Source organism: Cupriavidus sp. WS (genome assembly GCF_000395345.1).
GTDB lineage: Bacteria > Pseudomonadota > Gammaproteobacteria > Burkholderiales > Burkholderiaceae > Cupriavidus > Cupriavidus basilensis_B.
This window is the reverse complement of record NZ_AQPL01000196.1, coordinates 1-18,557: the sequence shown is the minus strand read 5'-3', so window position 1 is coordinate 18,557 and position 18,557 is coordinate 1. Positions and strand designations below refer to the sequence as shown.

Sequence of the window (18,557 nt, the reverse complement as noted above, 5' to 3'; positions counted from 1 at the left end):
CACAAGCGCAGCAGGGTAGGCGAGCGCGGGCCGGCAGGGAACGAAGAATGCCGCACAAGCTTATGCGTTCGGCCGGCATCCGGCCGCCGCGGCGCGGCAAATGTCCATGCATTCTGGGTGCGGATAAATGTCTGCGTGAATGTATTTGCACCGCGCGCAACACCTTGGCATGCCGCTTGCGGGGGATTGCCGGGGCAGTCCACGCGATACGAAATGGCGTGCTATATTCCTTCACCGTCGACAGTACGGCGCATGTCAGTGCGCGGCAAAAGTCTCGCCGCGGGCATGCCGCCGGCGCGCCTTGGTCAGGTGCCGGGTCGACGTCCTGCAGGAATCCCGCTGTCCTTTCCACAAGAGACCCGCCCCGTGTCCATGGTCCAGCTGGCGCTGCGTCGCCCGTACACTTTTATCGTGATGGCGATGCTGATCGTGCTCGCCACACCCTTCGCGCTGCTGAAGATGCCGACCGACATCTTCCCCGAGATCAACATCCCGGTCATCAGCATCATCTGGAACTACAACGGCCTGTCGCCGCAGGAGATGGGCCAGCGCATCTCGGCGCAGAACGAGCGCAGCCTGACCACCACCGTCTCCGACATCGAGCACATCGAGTCGACGTCGCTCAACGGCGTGGCGATCATCAAGATCTTCTTCCAGCCCACCGCCAACATCCAGACCGCGATCGCGCAGGTGGTGGCGGTGGAGCAGTCGCAGCTGCGCCAGCTGCCGCCCGGCATCACGCCGCCGCTGGTGATCAAGTACTCGGCCTCCAGCATCCCGGTGGTGCAGCTCGGGCTGTCCAGCCCCACATTGTCCGAGCAGTCGCTGTTCGACGCGGCCGTGAACCTGCTGCGCCCGCAGCTCATCACCATCCCCGGCGTGGCGGTGCCGTTCCCCTACGGCGGCAAGAACCGGCTGGTGTCGGTCGACCTGGACATGCAGGCGCTGCAGGCGCGCGGCCTCGCGCCGGCCGACGTGGTCAACGCCGTCAACCTGCAGAACCTGATCCTGCCGTCGGGCACGGCCAAGCTCGGCGAGACCGAGTTCAACGTCCGGATGAACGGCTCGCCCGACGCGATCGCCGGGCTCAACGACCTGCCGGTGCGCACCATCGGCGGCAACACCACGTACCTGCGCGACGTGGCCTACGTGCGCGACGGCTTCTCGCCGCAGACCAACATCGTGCGCCAGGACGGCCAGCGCGGCGTGCTGCTGTCGCTGCTCAAGAACGGCGCGGCCTCCACGCTCGACATCGTCAGCAACCTGCGCGCGATGCTGCCGCGCGCGCAGCAGATCATGCCGTCCGACGTGAAGATCACGCCGCTGTTCGACCAGTCGGTGTTCGTCAAGGCCGCGGTCAAGGGCGTGGTGTTCGAGGCGCTGATCGCCGCCGGCCTGACCGCCGCGATGGTGCTGCTGTTCCTCGGCAACTGGCGCAGCACGCTGATCATCGGGCTGACCATCCCGCTCTCGATCCTGGCCTCGGTGCTGATGCTGCACGCGCTCGGCGAGACCCTGAACCTGATGACGCTGGGGGGCCTGGCGCTCTCGGTCGGCATCCTGGTGGACCAGGCCATCGTCACCATCGAGAACATCGAGCGGCACATGCACCTGGGCAAGCCGCTGCTGGAGGCGATCGACGCCGGCGCCGGCGAGATCGGCGTGGCCGCGTTCGTCTCCACGCTGTGCATCTGCATCGTGTTCGTGCCGATGTTCTTCCTCGAGGGCGTGGCGCGCTTCCTGTTCGTGCCGCTGGCCGAGGCGGTGGTGTTCGCGATGGTGGCCTCCTACATCCTGTCGCGCACGCTGGTGCCGACGCTGGTGATGCTGCTGATGGGCGGCGCCCACGCGCACGCCGACGGCGGCAAGCCCAGCCTGCTGCAGCGGCTGTACCGCGGCTTCGACCGCCGCTTCGAGCACGTGCGGCGCGTCTACACGCTGGCGCTGTCGGCGCAGCTGGGCAACCGCAAGCGCTTCGCCACGGTGTTCCTCGGCTTCTGCGTGCTGTCGTGCGCGCTGATCCCGTTCCTCGGGCGCGACTTCTTCCCCACCGTGGACGCCGGCCAGATCCGCCTGCACATGCGCACGCCGACCGGCACCCGCATCGAGGAAACCGCGCGCGTGGCCGACCAGGTGGAGGCGGCCATCCGCGAGATGATCCCGCCCGACCAGCTCGAGACCATCCTCGACAACCTGGGCGTGCCCAACAGCGGCATCAACCTCTCCTACAGCAACGCCGGCACCATCGGCACGCTCGACGGCGAGATCCTGATGTCGCTGCGCGAAGGCCACCGGCCCACCGAGGAGTTCATCTCGCGGCTGCGCGCCGAGCTGCCCAAGCGCTTCCCCGGCGTGGAGTTCTTCTTCCAGCCGGCCGACATCGTCACGCAGATCCTGAACTTCGGCCTGCCGGCGGCGATCGACGTGCAGTTCACCGGCAACGACCTGCAGGGCAACGCGCGGCTCGCCGGCGAGCTGGTCAAGCAGATCCGCGAGATCCCCGGCGCGGTCGACGCGCACGTGCACCAGCGCAACGACTATCCCGCCATCAACCTCGACATGGACCGCACGCGGCTGCAGCAGCTCGGGCTGTCGGCGCAGAACGTCGGGCAGAACGTGCTGATCTCGCTGTCGGGCAGCGCGCAGACCGCCCCGGCGTTCTGGCTCAACCCGACCAACGGCATCGTCTACAGCGTGGCGGTGCAGACGCCGCAGTACAAGATCGACTCGCTCGACACGCTGCTCAACCTGCCGGTGGCCGGCGCCGGCAGCGCCGCGAACGCCGCGGCGCCCGCGGCCGGGGCCAGCCCGGGCAGCTCGCAGCTGCTGGGCAACCTGGTGCAGGCCTCGACCGCGCGCCAGCCGGCGGTGGCGTCGCGCTACAACATCCTGCCCGCCATCGACATCTACGTCAGCGTGCAGGGCACCGACCTCGCCAGCGTGGCGGGCAAGGTGCAGAAGCTGGTGGACCAGATGACGGGCAAGCTGCCGCGCGGCTCGCAGCTCGTGGTGCGCGGGCAGGTGCAGACCATGCAGTCGTCGTTCATCGGCCTGGGCGTCGGGCTGGCGATGGCGATCGTGCTGGTGTACCTGCTGGTGGTGGTGAACTTCCAGTCGTGGATCGACGCGGCGGTCATCATCGCCGCGCTGCCCGCGGCGCTGGCCGGCATCGCGTGGATGCTGTTCATCACCGGCACCACCTTGAGCGTGCCGGCGCTGACCGGGGCGATCATGACGATGGGCGTGGCCACCGCCAACAGTATTCTGCTGGTGTCGTTCGCGCGGCAGCGCCTGGAAGAAGGCGTGCCGCCGCTGTCGGCCGCGCTGGAGGCGGGCGCGACCCGCATCCGCCCGGTGCTGATGACCGCGCTGGCCATGATCATCGGCATGATCCCGATGGCGCTGGGCCTGGGCGAAGGCGCCGAGCAGAACGCGCCGCTGGGCCGCGCGGTGATCGGCGGGCTGCTGTTCGCCACCGTGTCGACGCTGTTCTTCGTGCCGGTGGTGTTCGCCGCCGTGCATCGCTGGCTGGCCGGGCGCAAGCCGCACGGCGGCACGGCCCATCCGCCGCTGGCTCCCACACATCAAGAGGGTTGAAGCAATGACCGAACAACGCCATGCAGAGCTGGGTCTGCACCTGGCTGACGACGAGGCCGGCGGGCAGGACCCGCACGAGCAGCTCAAGCGGCGCGAGGTGGCGCGGCGCACGCGCATCGCCGCGCTGGTGGTGCTGGCGCTGCTGGTGGTGGGCGCCGGGCGCACCATGATCAGCCGCTACGCCAACGCCAAGGCGCTCAAGACCGGCACCGAGGAGCGCGCCATGCAGTACGTGCAGACGGCGCTGCCGCAGACCGGCAGCAGCCAGTCGCTGGCGCTGCCGGGCACGCTGCAGGGTTACGTGCAGGCGCCCATCGCCGCGCGCGCCAACGGCTACGTGAAGCGCTGGACCAAGGACATCGGCGCGCGCGTGGAGAAGGGCGAGCTGCTGGCCGAGATCGAGACCCCGGAAATCGACCAGCAGTTGAGCCAGGCCATCGCCGCGCGCGAGCAGGCCGCCTCCAGCCTCGCGCTGGCGCGCAGCACGGTGGAGCGCTGGGAAGGGCTGCGCAAGAAGGACGTGGTGTCGCAGCAGGAACTGGACGAGCGCCGCAGCGCGGTGACGCAGGGCGTGGCCAACGTGGCCGCGGCCGACGCCAACGTGCAGCGCCTGCGCCAGCTCGAAGGCTTCAAGCGCGTGGTGGCGCCGTTCTCCGGCATCATCACGCGCCGCAGCGTCGACGTGGGCGACCTGATCGACGGCAACCGGCAGCTGTTCCTGCTCTCGCAGACCGATCCGCTGCGCGTCTACGTCAACGTGCCGCAGAGCTATGCCAACCTCGTCAAGCCCGGCCAGGAAGTGGTGGTGACGCAGGTCGAGCTGCGCGGCCAGGCCTTCAAGGGCGAGGTGGCGCGCACCGCCGCCTCGATCGACACCACCACCCGCACCATGCAGGTGGAAGTCAACCTGCCCAACCGCGAAGGCGCGCTGTTGCCCGGCGCCTACGTCACCGTCTCGCTGCCGCTCAAGAACAGCCAGGCGCTGCTGGCGCCGAGCAACGCGCTGCTGTTCCGCGGCGAAGGCACGCGCGTGGCCGTGGTGGACGCGCAGGGCAAGGTGACGCTGCGCCCGGTCAACCTCGGGCGCTACTACGGCACCACGGTGGAAGTGCTGGACGGGCTCGGCCTGCAGGACCGGCTGGTGCTCAACCCCTCCGACTCGATCGCCAACGGCGACCGCGTGGTGCTGGCGCCGGTGGCGCAGAACGGCGCGAAGAACGGCGCGGAGGGTGCCAGGCAGGGCGCAGGACAACAAAGCGCGGGACAAAGCGCCGCGCCGGCGGCGGAGGCCAAGCGATGAGGCTGCGGCGCCCGTCGCCGGTCCTCGCGCCGGCGCTTGCCGCGGCCCTCGCCGCGGCGATCCTGCTCGGCGGCTGCGCGGCCGGCCCCGACTACCGCAAGCCGGATTCCGAGCTGCCCGCGGCATGGAAGATCGAGCCGCCGTGGCGCGAAAGCACGCCCGGCGACAGCGTGGCCAAGGGCACCTGGTGGGAACGCTTCGGCGACGCCCGCCTCGATGCGCTCGAGCAGCAGGCGCTCGCGGCCAACCCCACGCTGGCCGTGGCCAATGCCCGCCTGGCGCAGGCCCGCGCGCAGGCCAACGCGGCCAATGCCGGGCTGTTCCCGCAGATCGGCATCAATGCGCGCGCGCAGCGCGCGGCCATCTCCGCCAACCGCCCGCTGACCAACTATGCGGCGCCGAACTTCGGCACCGTGCAGAACGACCTCACGCCCTCGTTCACGGTGGGCTACGAGCTCGACCTGGCCGGCCGCGTGCGGCGCACCATCGAAAGCGCCGAGGCCTCGGCGCAGCAGTCGCAGGCCGATTTCGAGAACGTGCGGCTGCTGCTGACCACCGACCTCGCCGCCAACTACTACAACCTGCGCGCGCTCGACATCGAGATCGACGTGCTGCAGCGCTCCATCGCGCTGCAGCGCCGCGCGCTCGATCTGGTCAGCGCGCGCCACGACCTCGGCGCCGCGTCCGGGCTGGATCTGGCGCAGCAGCAGGCGCTGCTCGACGCGACGCTCACTCAGGTGGACGTGCTGGCCAAGCAGCGCAGCCAGTTCGAGCACGCCATCGCCACGCTCACCGGCACCGCCGCGCCGCTGTTCGCGCTGGCGCCCGAGGTGGCCGAGCTGGTGCCGCCCGCGGTGCCGCTCGGCGTGCCGTCCGACGTGCTGGAGCGCCGGCCCGACGTGGCCTCGGCCGAACGCGCGATGGCCGCGGCCAACGCGCAGATCGGCGTGGCCAAGTCCGCGTTCTATCCGAGCGTGATACTCGGCTCGGCGATCGGCGGCGAGAGCGGCGCGTTCGGCTCGCTGTTCAACCTGCCCAGCCTGGTGTGGTCGGTCGGCGCCACGGCGGCGGTGACGCTGTTCGACGGCGGCAAGCTGCGCGCCAACCTGTCGTTCGCGCAGGCCGGTTACGACGGCACCGTGGCCAACTACCGCCGCGTGGTGCTGACCGCGATGCAGGAAGTGGAAGACGGCATCACCGGCCTGTCCGCGCTGTCGCGCGCCAACGACCAGCAGCGGCGCGCCGTGGGCAGCGCGCGCCAGGTGCTCGACATGGCCACCGCGCGCTACGAAGGCGGCGCCACCGGCTACCTCGACGTGATCACGGCCCAGCAGGGCCTGCTCGGCGCCGAGCGCACGGCGGCGCAACTGCGCGGCCAGCAGATGCTGACCGCGGTGTTCCTGGTCAAGGCGCTGGGCGGCGACTGGGGCGGCGCCTCGACGCTGGCCGATGGCGGGGCGAAGGCGATGAAGGGGATGAAGCAGGTGGCGGCGAAATAGCGGGTGGGTCCGGCGGCGTGGCTGGCCATGCCGAAGGTTTGCACGCAAGCAGATTGCTCGCGTCATCAGCCCTGGCGCGAACCTCGACATACCGCTGGTTCGCTCCCCTCTCCCGCGTGCGGGAGCGGGAGAACACCTTGCCTGGGCTAGCTCTGGCGGCTTGGGCGTATCTGGTGGCTTCGTTCATTGCCCTGGCACGTTGCCCCGGAAAAAAAGCGCCCGGACCAAGCCGGGCGCTTTTTGCTTCCAAGGCCCCGAAGGGCCGCGCTGCCTCAGCGCTGGTTCAGCGCTGGTATGCCGGCGGCAGGAAGCCCGCGAAGCGCTGCTGCGTGGTCGCCTTGAATTCCGGCGACTGGTAGGCGTCGCGGATGTCCTTGACGAACGGCTTGCCGAGGTCGACGGTGCGCACGGCCACCAGGTTCATGTAGTAGTCGGGAATCTTCTCCAGCGACAGCGCCTCGGTCAGCTTCAGGCCGGAGGACAGCGCGAAGTTGCCGTTGACGAAGGCGTAGTCCACGTCGTCGAGCGAGCGCGGCAGCTGCGCGGCTTCGAGCTGGATCAGCTTGAGCTTGTTCGGGTTGGTCTCGATGTCGCGCTCGCTGGCGCGGATCGTGTCGGTGCCGGGCTTGAGCGTGACCCAGCCGATCTGCTGCAGGATCGCGATGGCGCGCGCCAGGTTGGACGGATCGTTGGGCAGCGAGACGGTGGCGCCCGGCTTCACTTCGGCCAGGGTCTTGTGCTTGTGGCTGTAGATGCCGATCGGCGCGGTCGGCACCTGCAGCACCTCGGACAGTTGCAGCTTGCGGTCGCCGGCGAACTTCTTCAGGTAGGCCACGTGCTGGAAGGCGTTGGCGTCGATGGCGCCATCAGCCAGCGCCAGGTTGGGCTGCACGTAGTCGCTGAACTCGACGATGGTGACCTTGTAGCCCTTCTTCTCCAGCAGCGGCTTGATGCCGTAGCGGATCTGGTCGGAGTACGGGCCGGCGGTGGCGCCGAAGCGGATTTCCTTCTTGTCCGGATCGGCCGCGCCGGCCGTCTGGATCACGCCGAGGGCAAGCACCGCGGCAATCAGTCGAATCCCGAAACCCATTTTCATCAAAGCTCCCCGTGTCGTTGGTGTGTGTGGCGTGCCCGCGCGCGTTTTCAGCGGCGGGCGAGGGAGCCATTGTAGGGGGCTACCTATGCGCAAGGAACGAGTAAATATGCATGGACATATAACTCGGACGAATAAGGCGGATGGGTCTGGCTGGGTGGCGTGCGATGCGCCTGCCTTCTCCCGCGGTCCCGCTCCCGCGGGCGGGAGAGGGGAGCAAACCGGAGGGAAACGACAGGCAGGACGGGCAGCGCCGGCCTCAGGCCGCCGCCAGCGCCCGGTCGAGGTCTTCGAGCAGGTCGTCGATATGCTCGATGCCGATCGACAGGCGCACCATGTCCTCGCTCACGCCGGCGGCCTTCAGTTCGGCGGCGTCGAGCTGGCGGTGGGTGGTGGAGGCCGGGTGCGTGGCCAGCGACTTGGCGTCGCCGATGTTGACCAGGCGCGTGAACAGCTGCAGCGCGTCGAGGAAGCGCGCGCCGGCCTCGCGGCCGCCGCTCTTGAGGCCGAACGACAGGATGCCGGGGCCGCGGCCGCCGAGGTAGCGCTGCACCAGCGCGTGGTCCGGGTGCTCGGGCAGGCCGGCGAAGTTGACCCACTCGACCTTGGGGCTGGCCTTGAGGTGGCGCGCCACGGCCAGCGCGTTCTCGGTGATGCGGTCCAGGCGCAGCGCCAGGGTCTCGATGCCTTGCAGGATCAGGAAGGCGTTGAACGGCGACAGCGCCGCGCCGGTATTGCGCAGCGGCACCACGCGCGCGCGGCCGATGTAGGCGGCCGGGCCCAGCGCTTCGGTGTAGACCACGCCGTGGTAGGACACGTCGGGTTCGTTCAGGCGCCTGAAGCGGGCCTTGTGCTCGGCCCACGGGAACTTGCCGCTGTCGACGATGGCGCCGCCCACGCTGTTGCCGTGGCCGCCCAGGTACTTGGTCAGCGAGTGCACCACGATGTCCGCGCCGTGCTCGAACGGCCGGCACAGGTAGGGCGAGGGCACGGTGTTGTCGACGATCAGCGGGATGCCGTGGCTGTGCGCGACCTTGGCGATGGCGGCGATGTCGACGATGTTGCCGAGCGGGTTGCCGACCGACTCGACGAAGATGGCCTTGGTGCGCTCGTCGATCAGGTCGCCGAAGGCGGCCGGGTTGCGGCCGTCGGCGAAGCGCGTCTCGATGCCGGACAGCGGCAGCGTGTGCGCGAACAGGTTGTAGGTGCCGCCGTAGAGCTGGCTGGCCGAGACGATGTTGTCGCCGGCCTCGGCGATGGTCTGGATCGCGTAGGTGATGGCCGCCATGCCGGACGCCAGCGCCAGCGCGCCCACGCCGCCCTCGAGCGCGGCCAGGCGCTGCTCGAGCACGTCGTTGGTCGGGTTCATGATGCGGCTGTAGATATTGCCGGGCACCTTGAGGTCGAACAGGTCGGCGCCGTGCTGCGCGTTGTCGAAGGCGTAGGCCACGGTCTGGTAGATCGGCACGGCCACCGCGCGGGTGGTGGGATCGGGGGAGTAGCCGCCGTGGACTGCAATCGTCTCGAGTTTCATGTTGTGGTTGCTGGATCTATGGTGATGGGAAGCCTGCCGGGAGCGGGCATGGTAGCAGCGCGGGCCGGCGCCCGCCAAGGCGGTGGCCGGTGATCGCACCGGGCCGCGCGCGGCCCGTGCCGGCGCTGACCGGCGCTGACCGGCGCTGCCCGCCGCCCGGTCACTGGCTGGCGAGCGGGAAACTGGCCTGCCAGACGTTGTCCTTGACCTGGATCGGGGCCGGGATCAGCTTCTGCTGGTAAAACAGGTCGGCCACCTGCTGCTGGGCGGCCACCACGTCTGGCGTGACCGGGGTGGCGCCGTAGGGCACGCGCCGGAGCCAGGCTTCCACCACCTGCACTTCGAGGCCGACCGCGGGCGCGAGCAGGGCGGCGGTCTCGCCGGGGTTCTTCACCACCCACAGGCCGCTGGCGCGCAGTTGCTCGAGGATGGCGTTGACCGCCTGCGGGTGCGCCTTGACGAAGGCGCCGGCGGCTTCGTAGAAGTTGAACGGCGAGGGCACGTTTTCGTAGTCGGCGATGGTGCGCACCTTGAGGGCCTTCTGCGCCAGCGCGTAGTAGGGGTCCCACACCACCCAGGCGTCCACGTTGCCGCTCTCGAAGGCGGCGCGGGCGTCGGCCGGCGGCAGGTAGATCGGCTGGATGTCCTGCAGGCTCAGGCCGTTTTTCTTGAGCAGTTGCACCAGCAGGTAGTTGGAGCTGGAGCCCTTTTGCAGCGCGACGCGCCTGCCCTTGAGGTCGGCCACCGCGCGCACCGGGGACTTGTCGAGCACGAACAGGGCCTCGTTGGCCTTGCCGCCGGGCTCGGCGCCGACGTAGACGAAGCTGGCGCGCGCGGCCTGGGCGAACACGGCCGGCGGCGCGCCGGTGTAGCCGAAGTCGATGCTGCCGGCGTTGAGCGCCTCCAGCAGTTGCGGGCCGGCCGGGAATTCCTTCCACTCGACCTTGAAGCCCAGCGGCGCGAGCTTCTTCTCGAGCGAGCCCTGGGCCTTGAGCACGGCGAGCAGGCCGGCCTTCTGGTAGCCCACGCGCACGGCCTGGTCGGCGGCGGCGGCGCTGGCGGACCAGGCCAGCACGGCGAAGGACAGGGCAAGGCCGAGGCGGCGGGGCCAGTTGCGCAACAGGGTCATGCGATTTCTCCGGAAGGGTGGCGGGGATCGGGAAGATCCGGCTGGGCCCTATGGTTGCGAAATCGCGGTGGCAGGGGAAGGAAGCTTATCGCATTTGGATAGAACCGGGCGGGCTGCCCGAGGTCAGACCGGAGGCCGCCGGCGCGGCGCGCAGGCGATGCGCGGACGGCGGAAGACCGCCGCGCGGGCCGCGCCTGCGCGTTGCAATTTGTGCAACTGCTTTCAAGGGTGCGCACCCTGCGACACCTTGCCGCAGTCAGGATGTTTCTGAACAAGCGCACCGTTCACCGCACGATCGCGCGAGATGCCGTATTGTCCTGTTTGGCGGACAGTGTGTTCCTGTTACCGGGTTTACCCTCGTTGTTGCGATGCGGTAGATTCGCGCCACGATGTCTGACGGCCCCCGATTCTCATCAATAAACCACGTTTGCCGCACCGGCAGGCGTGTCGAGCATCGTCACCGCAACATCCTCCTGTGTGGACCGCCGCAGTCCCGCAACGCTCTGTCCAGCAAGGACCGGGCCATCCTGCCCAACCCGTCCCACAAGGACCAGGCCAGTCCGCCGCTGATTGGCGCTTCTCCGGGCCGGCAGGCCGCCTGAACCGAGTTTCCCCCAAGCCTTAAGTCGTCTGCCTCTTGCTTGCGCATCGGGCGGCAAAACCACGCCGCGCCGTCGTTCCGTGGCTTACTCAACCAGTCGTGACATGAAGATACCCGAACTTCCGCGTTGGACGCGGTTCCTGCCCGGTGGCGCCCTGCTGCTGCTGGCCGGCTGCAACATGACCGTGCTAGATCCGAAGGGCCAGATCGGCGCCGACGAAAAGAACATCATCCTGATCGCGACCTGGCTGATGCTGCTGGTGGTGGTGCCGGTGATCATCCTGGTGTTCACCTTTGCCTGGAAGTACCGCGCAAGCAACAAGAACGCCCGCTACGAGCCGGACTGGTCGCACTCGACCGGGATCGAGGTGGTGGTGTGGCTGATCCCGTGCCTGATCATCCTGGTGCTGGGCATCATCACCTGGAAGTCCTCGCACGACCTGGACCCGTACAAGCCCATCGAGTCGGACGTCAAGCCGATCACGATCGAGGCCGTGGCGCTGAACTGGAAGTGGCTGTTCATCTATCCCGAACTGCACATCGCCACCGTCAACGAGATCGCGTTCCCGGTCAACACGCCGGTGAACTTCAAGATCACGTCCGATTCGATCATGAACTCCTTCTTCATCCCGCAGCTGGGCAGCCAGATCTACGCGATGGCGGGGATGGAGACCAAGCTGCACCTGATCGCCAACGAAGCCGGCAGCTATGACGGCATGTCGGCGAACTACAGCGGCGGCGGCTTCTCGGGCATGAAGTTCAAGGCCAAGGCCGTGTCGAACTTCGACTTCGAACAGTGGGTCAAGCAGGTCCGCGCCTCGTCGCGCGAGCTGAACCTGGCCGACTACGAACAACTGGCCAAGCCCAGCGAGAAGGAACCCGTGACGCTGTTCGCCAAGGTCGATCCGCAGCTGTACCACGGCATCCTGCACAAGTACATGGACGGCGCCGGCGGCGCGATCGCCGGCAACGGCACCTCGTTCGGTCCTGTCTGCACCTCGCGCAACACCCTCGGCGAGAGCCAGGTGTCCCTGGCCGCGCCCGCTAAGTCGGCGCCGGGCTCGAATTCCTAGGAGTAATGATGTTTGGCAAATTGAGTTTGGATGCCATCCCGTTCCACGAGCCCATCGTCATGGGCACGTTGTCGGTGGTGGCCCTGGGCGCGCTGGCGGTGTTCGCGCTGATCACCTACACCCGCAAGTGGGGCTGGCTGTGGAATGAGTGGTTCACCTCGGTCGACCACAAGAAGATCGGCATCATGTATTCGGCCGTGGCGATGGTCATGCTGCTGCGCGGCTTCGCCGACGCGATCATGATGCGCACGCAGCTGGCGCTGTCCACCAACGGCTCGCCGGGCATCCTGCCGCCCGAGCACTACGACCAGATCTTCACCGCCCACGGCGTGATCATGATCTTCTTCGTGGCGATGCCGCTGATGACGGGCCTGATGAACCTGGTCGTGCCGCTGCAGATCGGCGCGCGCGACGTGGCCTTCCCGTTCCTCAACACGCTGAGCTTCTGGCTGTTCGTGGCCGGCGCGATGCTGGTCAACGTCTCGCTGGGCGTCGGCGAGTTCGCGCGCACCGGCTGGCTGGCCTACCCGCCGCTGTCGGGCCTGCAGTTCAGCCCCGGCGTGGGCGTGGACTACTACCTGTGGAGCCTGCAGATCTCCGGCCTGGGCACCTTGCTCACCGGCGTGAACTTCCTGGTCACCATCCTCAAGATGCGCGCTCCGGGCATGACCCTGATGCGCATGCCGGTGTTTACCTGGACCGCGCTGTGCACCAACGTGCTGATCATCGCCTCGTTCCCGGTGCTGACGGTCTCGCTGGCGCTGCTGGGCCTGGACCGCTACTTCGACATGCACTTCTTCACGAACGAAATGGGCGGCAACGCCATGATGTACGTGAACCTGATCTGGATCTGGGGCCACCCCGAGGTGTACATCCTGGTGCTGCCGGCATTCGGCATCTTCTCCGAAGTCATCTCGACCTTCTCGGGCAAGAAGCTGTTCGGCTACAAGGGCATGGTCTACGCGACCTGCGCCATCATGGTGCTGTCGTTCCTGGTCTGGCTGCACCACTTCTTCACGATGGGCTCCGGCGCCAGCGTGAACGCGTTCTTCGGCATCACCACCATGATCATCTCCATCCCGACCGGGGTGAAGATCTTCAACTGGCTGTTCACCATGTACCGCGGCCGCGTGCGCATGACCACGCCGGTGATGTGGACGCTGGGCTTCATGGTCACGTTCGTGATCGGCGGCATGACCGGCGTGCTGATGGCCGTGCCCGCCGCTGACTTCGTGCTGCACAACAGCCTGTTCCTGATCGCCCACTTCCACAACGTGATCATCGGCGGCGTGCTGTTCGGCTACCTGGCCGGCATCACCTACTGGTTCCCGAAGGCGTTCGGCTTCAAGCTCGACGAGCGCCTGGGCAAGTGCGCCTTCTGGTGCTGGCTGGTCGGCTTCTACCTGGCCTTCATGCCGCTGTACGTGCTCGGCTTCATGGGCATGACCCGCCGCCTGAACCACACCGACAACCCGGCCTGGAACCCGTTCCTGTACGTGGCCGTGTGCGGCGCCGCGCTGATCGGCCTGGGCGTGGTGTTCCAGGTGCTGCAGATCGTGGTGAGCGTGCGCAACCGCAAGGCGCTGGCCGACGTCACGGGCGATCCGTGGAACGGCCGCACGCTGGAGTGGTCCACCTCGTCGCCGCCGCCGTTCTACAACTTCGCGCACACCCCGGTGGTGCGTGACCTGGACGCCTTCGCCGACATGAAGGCCCGCGGCGAAGCGCCCAAGCAGGAAGCGCACTACGAGCAGATCCACATGCCGAAGAACACCGGCGCCGGCTTCTACATGGGCGCGTTCAGCTTCGTGCTGGGCTTCGCCGCGACCTGGCACATCTGGTGGCTGGCGATCGTGGGCCTGGTGGGCATGATCGTGTCCTTCATCTTCCGCAGCAACGACGACCACATCGACTACTACGTGCCCGCACGCGAAGTCGAGGCAGTCGAAAAGACCCACTTCCAGCGCGTCGCGTCGCAGGCCTGAAACCTATGTCCACACAAGTCCTAGACCGTCATTCCGCGCATGCCGCAGGGCATGCCCATGACCATTCGCACGACCACGCCCATCACGACACCAGCGCCAACACCGTGTTCGGCTTCTGGGTCTACCTGATGAGCGACTGCATCATCTTCGCCGGTCTGTTCGCCGCTTTCGCGGTGCTGCGCGGCGAAGTGGCGGGCGGCCCCTCGGGCAAGGAACTGTTCGAACTGAACTACGTCCTGGTCGAGACCTTCCTGCTGCTGTTCTCGAGCCTGACCTCGGGCATGGCGATGGTGGCCCTGCACAACGGCCAGAAGTCCCGCCTGCAGTTCTGGCTGGCCATCACCTTCCTGTTCGGCGTGGCCTTCATCGGCATGGAAATCAACGAGTTCCATCACATGATCGCCGAAGGCGCGGGCCCGAACCGCAGCGCCTTCCTGTCGTCGTTCTTCACGCTGGTCGGCACCCACGGCCTGCACGTGGCCAGCGGCCTGCTGTGGATGGCCGTGCTGATCTGGCAGATCGCCCGCAAGGGCCTGACGCCGACCGTGGGCAAGCGCCTGGCGTGCTTCGCGCTGTTCTGGCACTTTCTGGACATCGTCTGGATCGGCGTGTTCACCGTGGTCTACCTGATGGGAGCGATGTAATGGAACACAGCAACGTCTCGACCGCCGGCCACGGCGCGCACGGCACCAGCGCCGGCGGCGCCAGCCACAGCAGCGTCAAGAACTACGTGATTGGCTTCGTGCTGGCGGTCATCCTGACCGTCATCCCGTTCCGCCTGGTGATGGGCGGCGGCGGCACGGTCGCCGCCGGCACCACGCTGGCCGTCATCCTCGGCCTGGCCGTGGTGCAGATCGTGGTGCACCTGGTGTACTTCCTGCACATGGACCGTTCCTCGGAGCAGCGCTGGAACGTGATGGCGCTGGCCTTCACCGCGCTGATCCTGCTGATCGTGATCGCAGGTTCGCTGTGGATCATGCACAACATGAACCAGAACATGATGGTGCACTGAGGATCTTCCTCCGGCGTAACGACAAAGGCGGCCCGCGGGCCGCCTTTGTCGTTTCCGGAGTCCGGCTGCCTATGCCGCCGCGCGCGCGTGCGCCGCGTGGTTGGCCGGCTCGCCCGCCTTGGGCGCGCCGGACTTGACCGCGACGCTGCGCCGGCCGTCCACGCCGACCGGCACGTCGCCGGCGATGGTCACGCGCCGCACCACACGCTTGGCGTCGCCGTAGTCGTTGATGGCGTAGTGCTGGGTGGCGCGGTTGTCCCAGATCGCCACGTCGCCGGCGCGCCAGCGCCAGCGCACGGTGTTCTCCAGGCGGTGCACGTGGTCCTGCAGCACGGCCACGAGGTGCTGCGAGTCCGAGCCCGAATAGCCGAGCAGCTTCTTGACGAAATGCCCGAGCACCAGCGTGCGCTCGCCGGTTTCCGGGTGCACGCGCACCACCGGGTGCTCGGTCTCGTAGATGGCCGAGGTGAAGACCTCGCGGTAGCGCTTGATGGCGTCGGTGCTGACCGTGGCGCGCGTGGCGGCGTAGTCGTAGTCGTTGGTGTGCAGCGCCCACAGGCGGTCGGCCAGCTCGCGCAGGCCCTCGGGCAGGTCCTGGTAGGCGGTGGCGGTGTTGGCCCACACGGTGTCGCCGCCGGCGGCCGGGATGGTCACGCCGCGCAGCACCGAGACCTGCGGGTAGGCCAGGTCGAAGGTGACGTCGGTATGCCAGGAGTTGGCGCGCCCGCCGTGCTCGGAGTCGAGCTCCAGCAGGAAGCGCGTGCCGTCGCGCGAGGGCACGGTGGGGTGGGGCACCGGCGTGCCGAACAGGCTGGCGAAGCCTTCCTGCGCGGCGTCGTCGAGATGGTCCTGGCCGCGGAAGAACAGCACCTTGTGGCGCAGCAGCGCCGCGCGCACGGCGGCAAAGGTGGCGGCGTCGAGCTGCGGCGAGAGCCGCACGCCGCGGATCTCCGCGCCGATGCGCCCGGCTACCGGGTGGATGTCGAGTTCGACTTGCGATGCGGCGTGCTGCTGGGTCATGGCGTTCTCCCGTGGGTCTAGTCCTGCGTTGGTGTCCGGCGCCTGCCGGCGCGCTTCAGATTTCAGATGGCGAAGCGGATATTGGGCGGCAGCCGCGTGGCGTCCGCGTCCGGCTCGCGCTTGACCGGCGCCTCGGCCAGCTCGGCCAGGCGCCCGGTGAATTCCTGCAGCACGTCGTCCTTGACGCGCGCGAAGGCGGCCGAGGCGCGCTCGCGCGGGTGCGGCAGCGGCACCGGCAGGATGCGGCGGATGCGGCCCGGGCGCGGCTCCATCACCACCACGCGGTCGCCCAGGTAGACGGCTTCCTCCACGTCGTGCGTGACCAGGATCATGGTGATGCCCTCGGCCTGCCAGATGCGGTGCAGCTCCTGCTGCAGGTAGGCGCGCGTGAGCGCGTCGAGCGCGCCGAACGGCTCGTCGAGCAGCAGGATTTCCGGGCGCGTGACCAGCGCGCGCGCGATCGCCACGCGCTGCGACATGCCGCCGGACAACTGGTGCGGAAACGCGGTCTCGAAGCCGGCCAGCCCGACCAGCTCGATGTGCTCGCGCACCGTGCGGCGCTTGTCGGTCTCGGTGATGTTGGCGTTGAGCAGCGCCATGCGGATGTTCTGCTCCACCGTCAGCCACGGGAACAGCCGGTGCTCCTGGAACACGATGCCGCGGTCCAGGCTGGTGCCCGCCACGCGCTTGCCGTCGAGCAGGATCTCGCCCTTGTAGTCTTCTTCCAGCCCGACCACCAGCCGCAGCAGGGTGGACTTGCCGCAGCCGCTGGCGCCGACGATGCTGACGAACTCGCCCGGGGCGATCGACAGCGTGATGTCCTCCAGCACAGGCAGGGCCGCGCCCTTGACCTGGTATTGCTTGCGCAGGTGCTCGATGCTGAGCGTGCCGGCGTGCGCCATGTGGTTCTCCGGAAAAGATGAGGCAGTGCGAAGAAAAGGGAAAGGGAGGTGCGGTCAAAGAGAAGCGAAGCGGTCCTGGCCAGGCGCGCGGCCGCAGACAGTACAAGCGGTACGGCAAGGCCGCGCGACGACGCCAGGATCTCTTTGATCGTGCCTCCTGGCATCCTAGAAGGCGGCGACCGAGCGGCCGCGCCAGGCCAGCAGGCGGCCTTCGATGCGGCTGGCGATCCAGTTCAGCGTGAAGCCGACCAGCCCGACCACGATCACGCCGAAGATCACCAGGTCCATCCAGAAATTCTCGCGGCCGTCGATCATGGTGTTGCCGATGCCCTTGCCGGCCACCAGCAGGTATTCGGCGCCGAGCGTGGCCAGCCACGCATAGATCAGCGCCAGGTGGATGCCGGCGAAGATCGACGGCGAGGCCGCCGGCAGTACCACGCGCAGCAGCACCTGCCAGCGCGAATACTTCAGCACGCGCGCGACCTCCAGCAGGTCGGCCGGCACGCCGCGGATGCCCTCGAAGGTGTTGAGCACCACCGGGAAGAACGCCGCCAGCGAGAGGAACACCACCTTGGCGGTGTCGCCGAGGCCGAACCACACCGAGATCAGCGGGATCCACGCGAACAGCGAGATCTGCTTGATGGTGTGGAAAGTGGGCCCGGCCAGCTGCTCGAACAGGCGCGACAGCCCCAGCGCCGCGCCGAACGCCAGCCCCACGCTGGCGCCCAGCGCGAAGCCGGCCAGGTCGCGCCACAGGCTGGCGCGCAGCGCCTCGAACAGGGCGCCGCTGCGCACCTGCTGCACCGCCGTGTCCCACACCTTGGAGACCGGCACCAGCAGCGGCGAGGTGCTCCAGCCGAAGCGCACCGCGGCCCACCACAGCACCACCAGGGCGATCGGCAGGACCCAGCCGCGCAGCGACCGGGGAATGCGCAGGGCGCGTTTGGATGATTCCGCCATCTTGGTTCCTTCGCTATCGGTTCGTCGTGCGGCCAGGAAGGGCGATCACAGGCCGGGCTTGCGCCAGCGCAGCACCGCCGCCTCGGCCAGCGCCAGCGCCTTGTCCAGCGCGAAGCCGACCGCGCCGACCACGATCACCGCGGCGATCACCATGTCGAGCTGGAACAGCTGGCGGCCGTACACGATCATGTAGCCCAGCCCCTCCGACGAGGCCAGCAGCTCCACCACCACCAGCGCCAGCCACGCATGCGTGAGGCCGTAGCGGATGCCGTTCCAGATCGGCGCGGCGGCGGCCGGGAACACCACGCGCGACAGCATCTGCCAGCGCGTGAAGCGCAGCACGCGCGCCACCTCGATGTAGCGCGTGGGCACGTTCTGGATGCCCTTGTAGGTGTTGAGCGCGATCGGCACCAGCGAGGCCTTGGCGATCAGGATGATCTTGAGCGCTTCGTCGATGCCCACCAGCAGCATCAGCAGCGGCAGCCAGCCCAGCACCGGCACCTGGCTGAAGGCCTTGAAGGTGGGGTAGACGTAGTCGCGGAAATTCGGCGACAGGCCCATGCCCACGCCGAGCGCGAGGCCGCCGGCCAGGCCCACGGCAAAACCGCCGGCCACGCGCATCGCGCTGACGGCGAGGTTGGCCTGCAGCTCGCCGCTCTGGTAGAGGTCGGAGAGCGTGTGCCATACCGCGTCGGGCGCGGGCAGCACCTGCGGCGGGATCCACTCGAAGCGCGCCGCCACGTACCAGCCCAGCAGCAGCGCCAGCGGCACCGGCCACGCCAGCAGCCACGCCAGGTGCTGGCGGCCGGGGCGCCAGCGGCGCGGGGGCGCGGCGCTTTCCGTGGCGGCGGG

The 18,557-nt window shown here is 68.4% G+C and carries 14 protein-coding genes; 7 read left to right on the top strand and 7 right to left on the bottom strand.

Going from position 1 to position 18,557, the window contains the following annotated elements; genetic code table 11:
- Positions 1-366 precede the first annotated feature (366 nt).
- Genes K206_RS0116310 through K206_RS0116300 form a run of 3 tightly spaced genes read left to right on the top strand, consistent with a single transcriptional unit; the run spans position 367 to position 6,396 of the window.
- Positions 367-3,597 carry an efflux RND transporter permease subunit gene (locus tag K206_RS0116310; protein WP_020203460.1) on the top strand — a complete coding sequence of 1,077 codons (3,231 nt, stop codon included), beginning with the start codon at positions 367-369 and terminating at the stop codon, positions 3,595-3,597.
- A gap of 4 nt (positions 3,598-3,601) precedes the next feature.
- Positions 3,602-4,897: an efflux RND transporter periplasmic adaptor subunit gene (locus tag K206_RS0116305; protein ID WP_020203459.1), complete on the top strand. Its 1,296-nt coding sequence runs from the start codon at positions 3,602-3,604 to the stop codon at positions 4,895-4,897.
- Positions 4,894-6,396, top strand: a complete 1,503-nt coding sequence (locus K206_RS0116300) for an efflux transporter outer membrane subunit (protein WP_020203458.1) — start codon at positions 4,894-4,896, stop codon at positions 6,394-6,396. Before K206_RS0116305 ends, K206_RS0116300 begins: the two co-directional genes overlap by 4 nt.
- A 283-nt stretch (positions 6,397-6,679) precedes the next feature.
- Here K206_RS0116300 and K206_RS0116295 read toward each other — a convergent pair whose 3' ends face one another.
- The 3 genes from K206_RS0116295 to K206_RS0116285 all read right to left on the bottom strand — a co-directional run bounded on the left by K206_RS0116295 (position 6,680) and on the right by K206_RS0116285 (position 10,152).
- Positions 6,680-7,492, bottom strand: a complete 813-nt coding sequence (locus K206_RS0116295) for a MetQ/NlpA family ABC transporter substrate-binding protein (RefSeq protein WP_029043707.1) — start codon at positions 7,490-7,492, stop codon at positions 6,680-6,682.
- 256 nt (positions 7,493-7,748) lie between these two features.
- The gene (locus tag K206_RS0116290; RefSeq protein WP_020203456.1) at positions 7,749-9,023 is read right to left on the bottom strand and encodes an O-acetylhomoserine aminocarboxypropyltransferase/cysteine synthase family protein; all 1,275 of its coding nucleotides are present in this window, start codon (positions 9,021-9,023) and stop codon (positions 7,749-7,751) included.
- A gap of 160 nt (positions 9,024-9,183) precedes the next feature.
- A complete protein-coding gene (locus K206_RS0116285) occupies positions 9,184-10,152 on the bottom strand; it encodes an aliphatic sulfonate ABC transporter substrate-binding protein (RefSeq protein ID WP_020203455.1) in 969 nt (322 codons plus the stop codon).
- Between the two features lie 705 nt (positions 10,153-10,857).
- On the opposite strand from K206_RS0116285, the gene cyoA reads away from it, so the two are divergent.
- From cyoA to K206_RS0116265, 4 genes are read left to right on the top strand one after another with little or no spacing between them, the layout of a single operon-like run.
- Positions 10,858-11,826 carry a ubiquinol oxidase subunit II gene (gene cyoA / locus K206_RS0116280; RefSeq protein WP_020203454.1) on the top strand — a complete coding sequence of 323 codons (969 nt, stop codon included), beginning with the start codon at positions 10,858-10,860 and terminating at the stop codon, positions 11,824-11,826.
- 8 nt (positions 11,827-11,834) lie between these two features.
- Complete coding sequence (gene cyoB, locus K206_RS0116275; protein WP_029043706.1) at positions 11,835-13,811, top strand: cytochrome o ubiquinol oxidase subunit I; 1,977 nt, start codon at positions 11,835-11,837, stop codon at positions 13,809-13,811.
- A gap of 5 nt (positions 13,812-13,816) precedes the next feature.
- Positions 13,817-14,455 carry a cytochrome o ubiquinol oxidase subunit III gene (gene cyoC, locus K206_RS0116270; protein WP_020203452.1) on the top strand — a complete coding sequence of 213 codons (639 nt, stop codon included), beginning with the start codon at positions 13,817-13,819 and terminating at the stop codon, positions 14,453-14,455.
- Positions 14,455-14,823: a cytochrome o ubiquinol oxidase subunit IV gene (locus K206_RS0116265; RefSeq protein WP_020203451.1), complete on the top strand. Its 369-nt coding sequence runs from the start codon at positions 14,455-14,457 to the stop codon at positions 14,821-14,823. Before cyoC ends, K206_RS0116265 begins: the two co-directional genes overlap by 1 nt.
- A 69-nt stretch (positions 14,824-14,892) precedes the next feature.
- Here the strand turns inward: K206_RS0116265 and K206_RS0116260 are convergent, their stop codons facing one another.
- The 4 genes from K206_RS0116260 to K206_RS0116245 form a co-directional block, all read right to left on the bottom strand.
- Positions 14,893-15,843: a TauD/TfdA family dioxygenase gene (locus K206_RS0116260; RefSeq protein WP_020203450.1), complete on the bottom strand. Its 951-nt coding sequence runs from the start codon at positions 15,841-15,843 to the stop codon at positions 14,893-14,895.
- 62 nt (positions 15,844-15,905) lie between these two features.
- On the bottom strand, positions 15,906-16,745 hold the full coding sequence (locus K206_RS0116255) for an ABC transporter ATP-binding protein (RefSeq protein ID WP_020203449.1): 840 nt from the start codon (positions 16,743-16,745) through the stop codon (positions 15,906-15,908).
- A gap of 165 nt (positions 16,746-16,910) precedes the next feature.
- Positions 16,911-17,705, bottom strand: coding sequence for an ABC transporter permease (locus K206_RS0116250; protein WP_020203448.1), 795 nt, complete (start codon positions 17,703-17,705; stop codon positions 16,911-16,913).
- Positions 17,706-17,750: 45 nt separating this feature from the next.
- Positions 17,751-18,557: ABC transporter permease (locus tag K206_RS0116245; RefSeq protein ID WP_020203447.1), on the bottom strand; the 807-nt coding region annotated here is incomplete at its 5' end.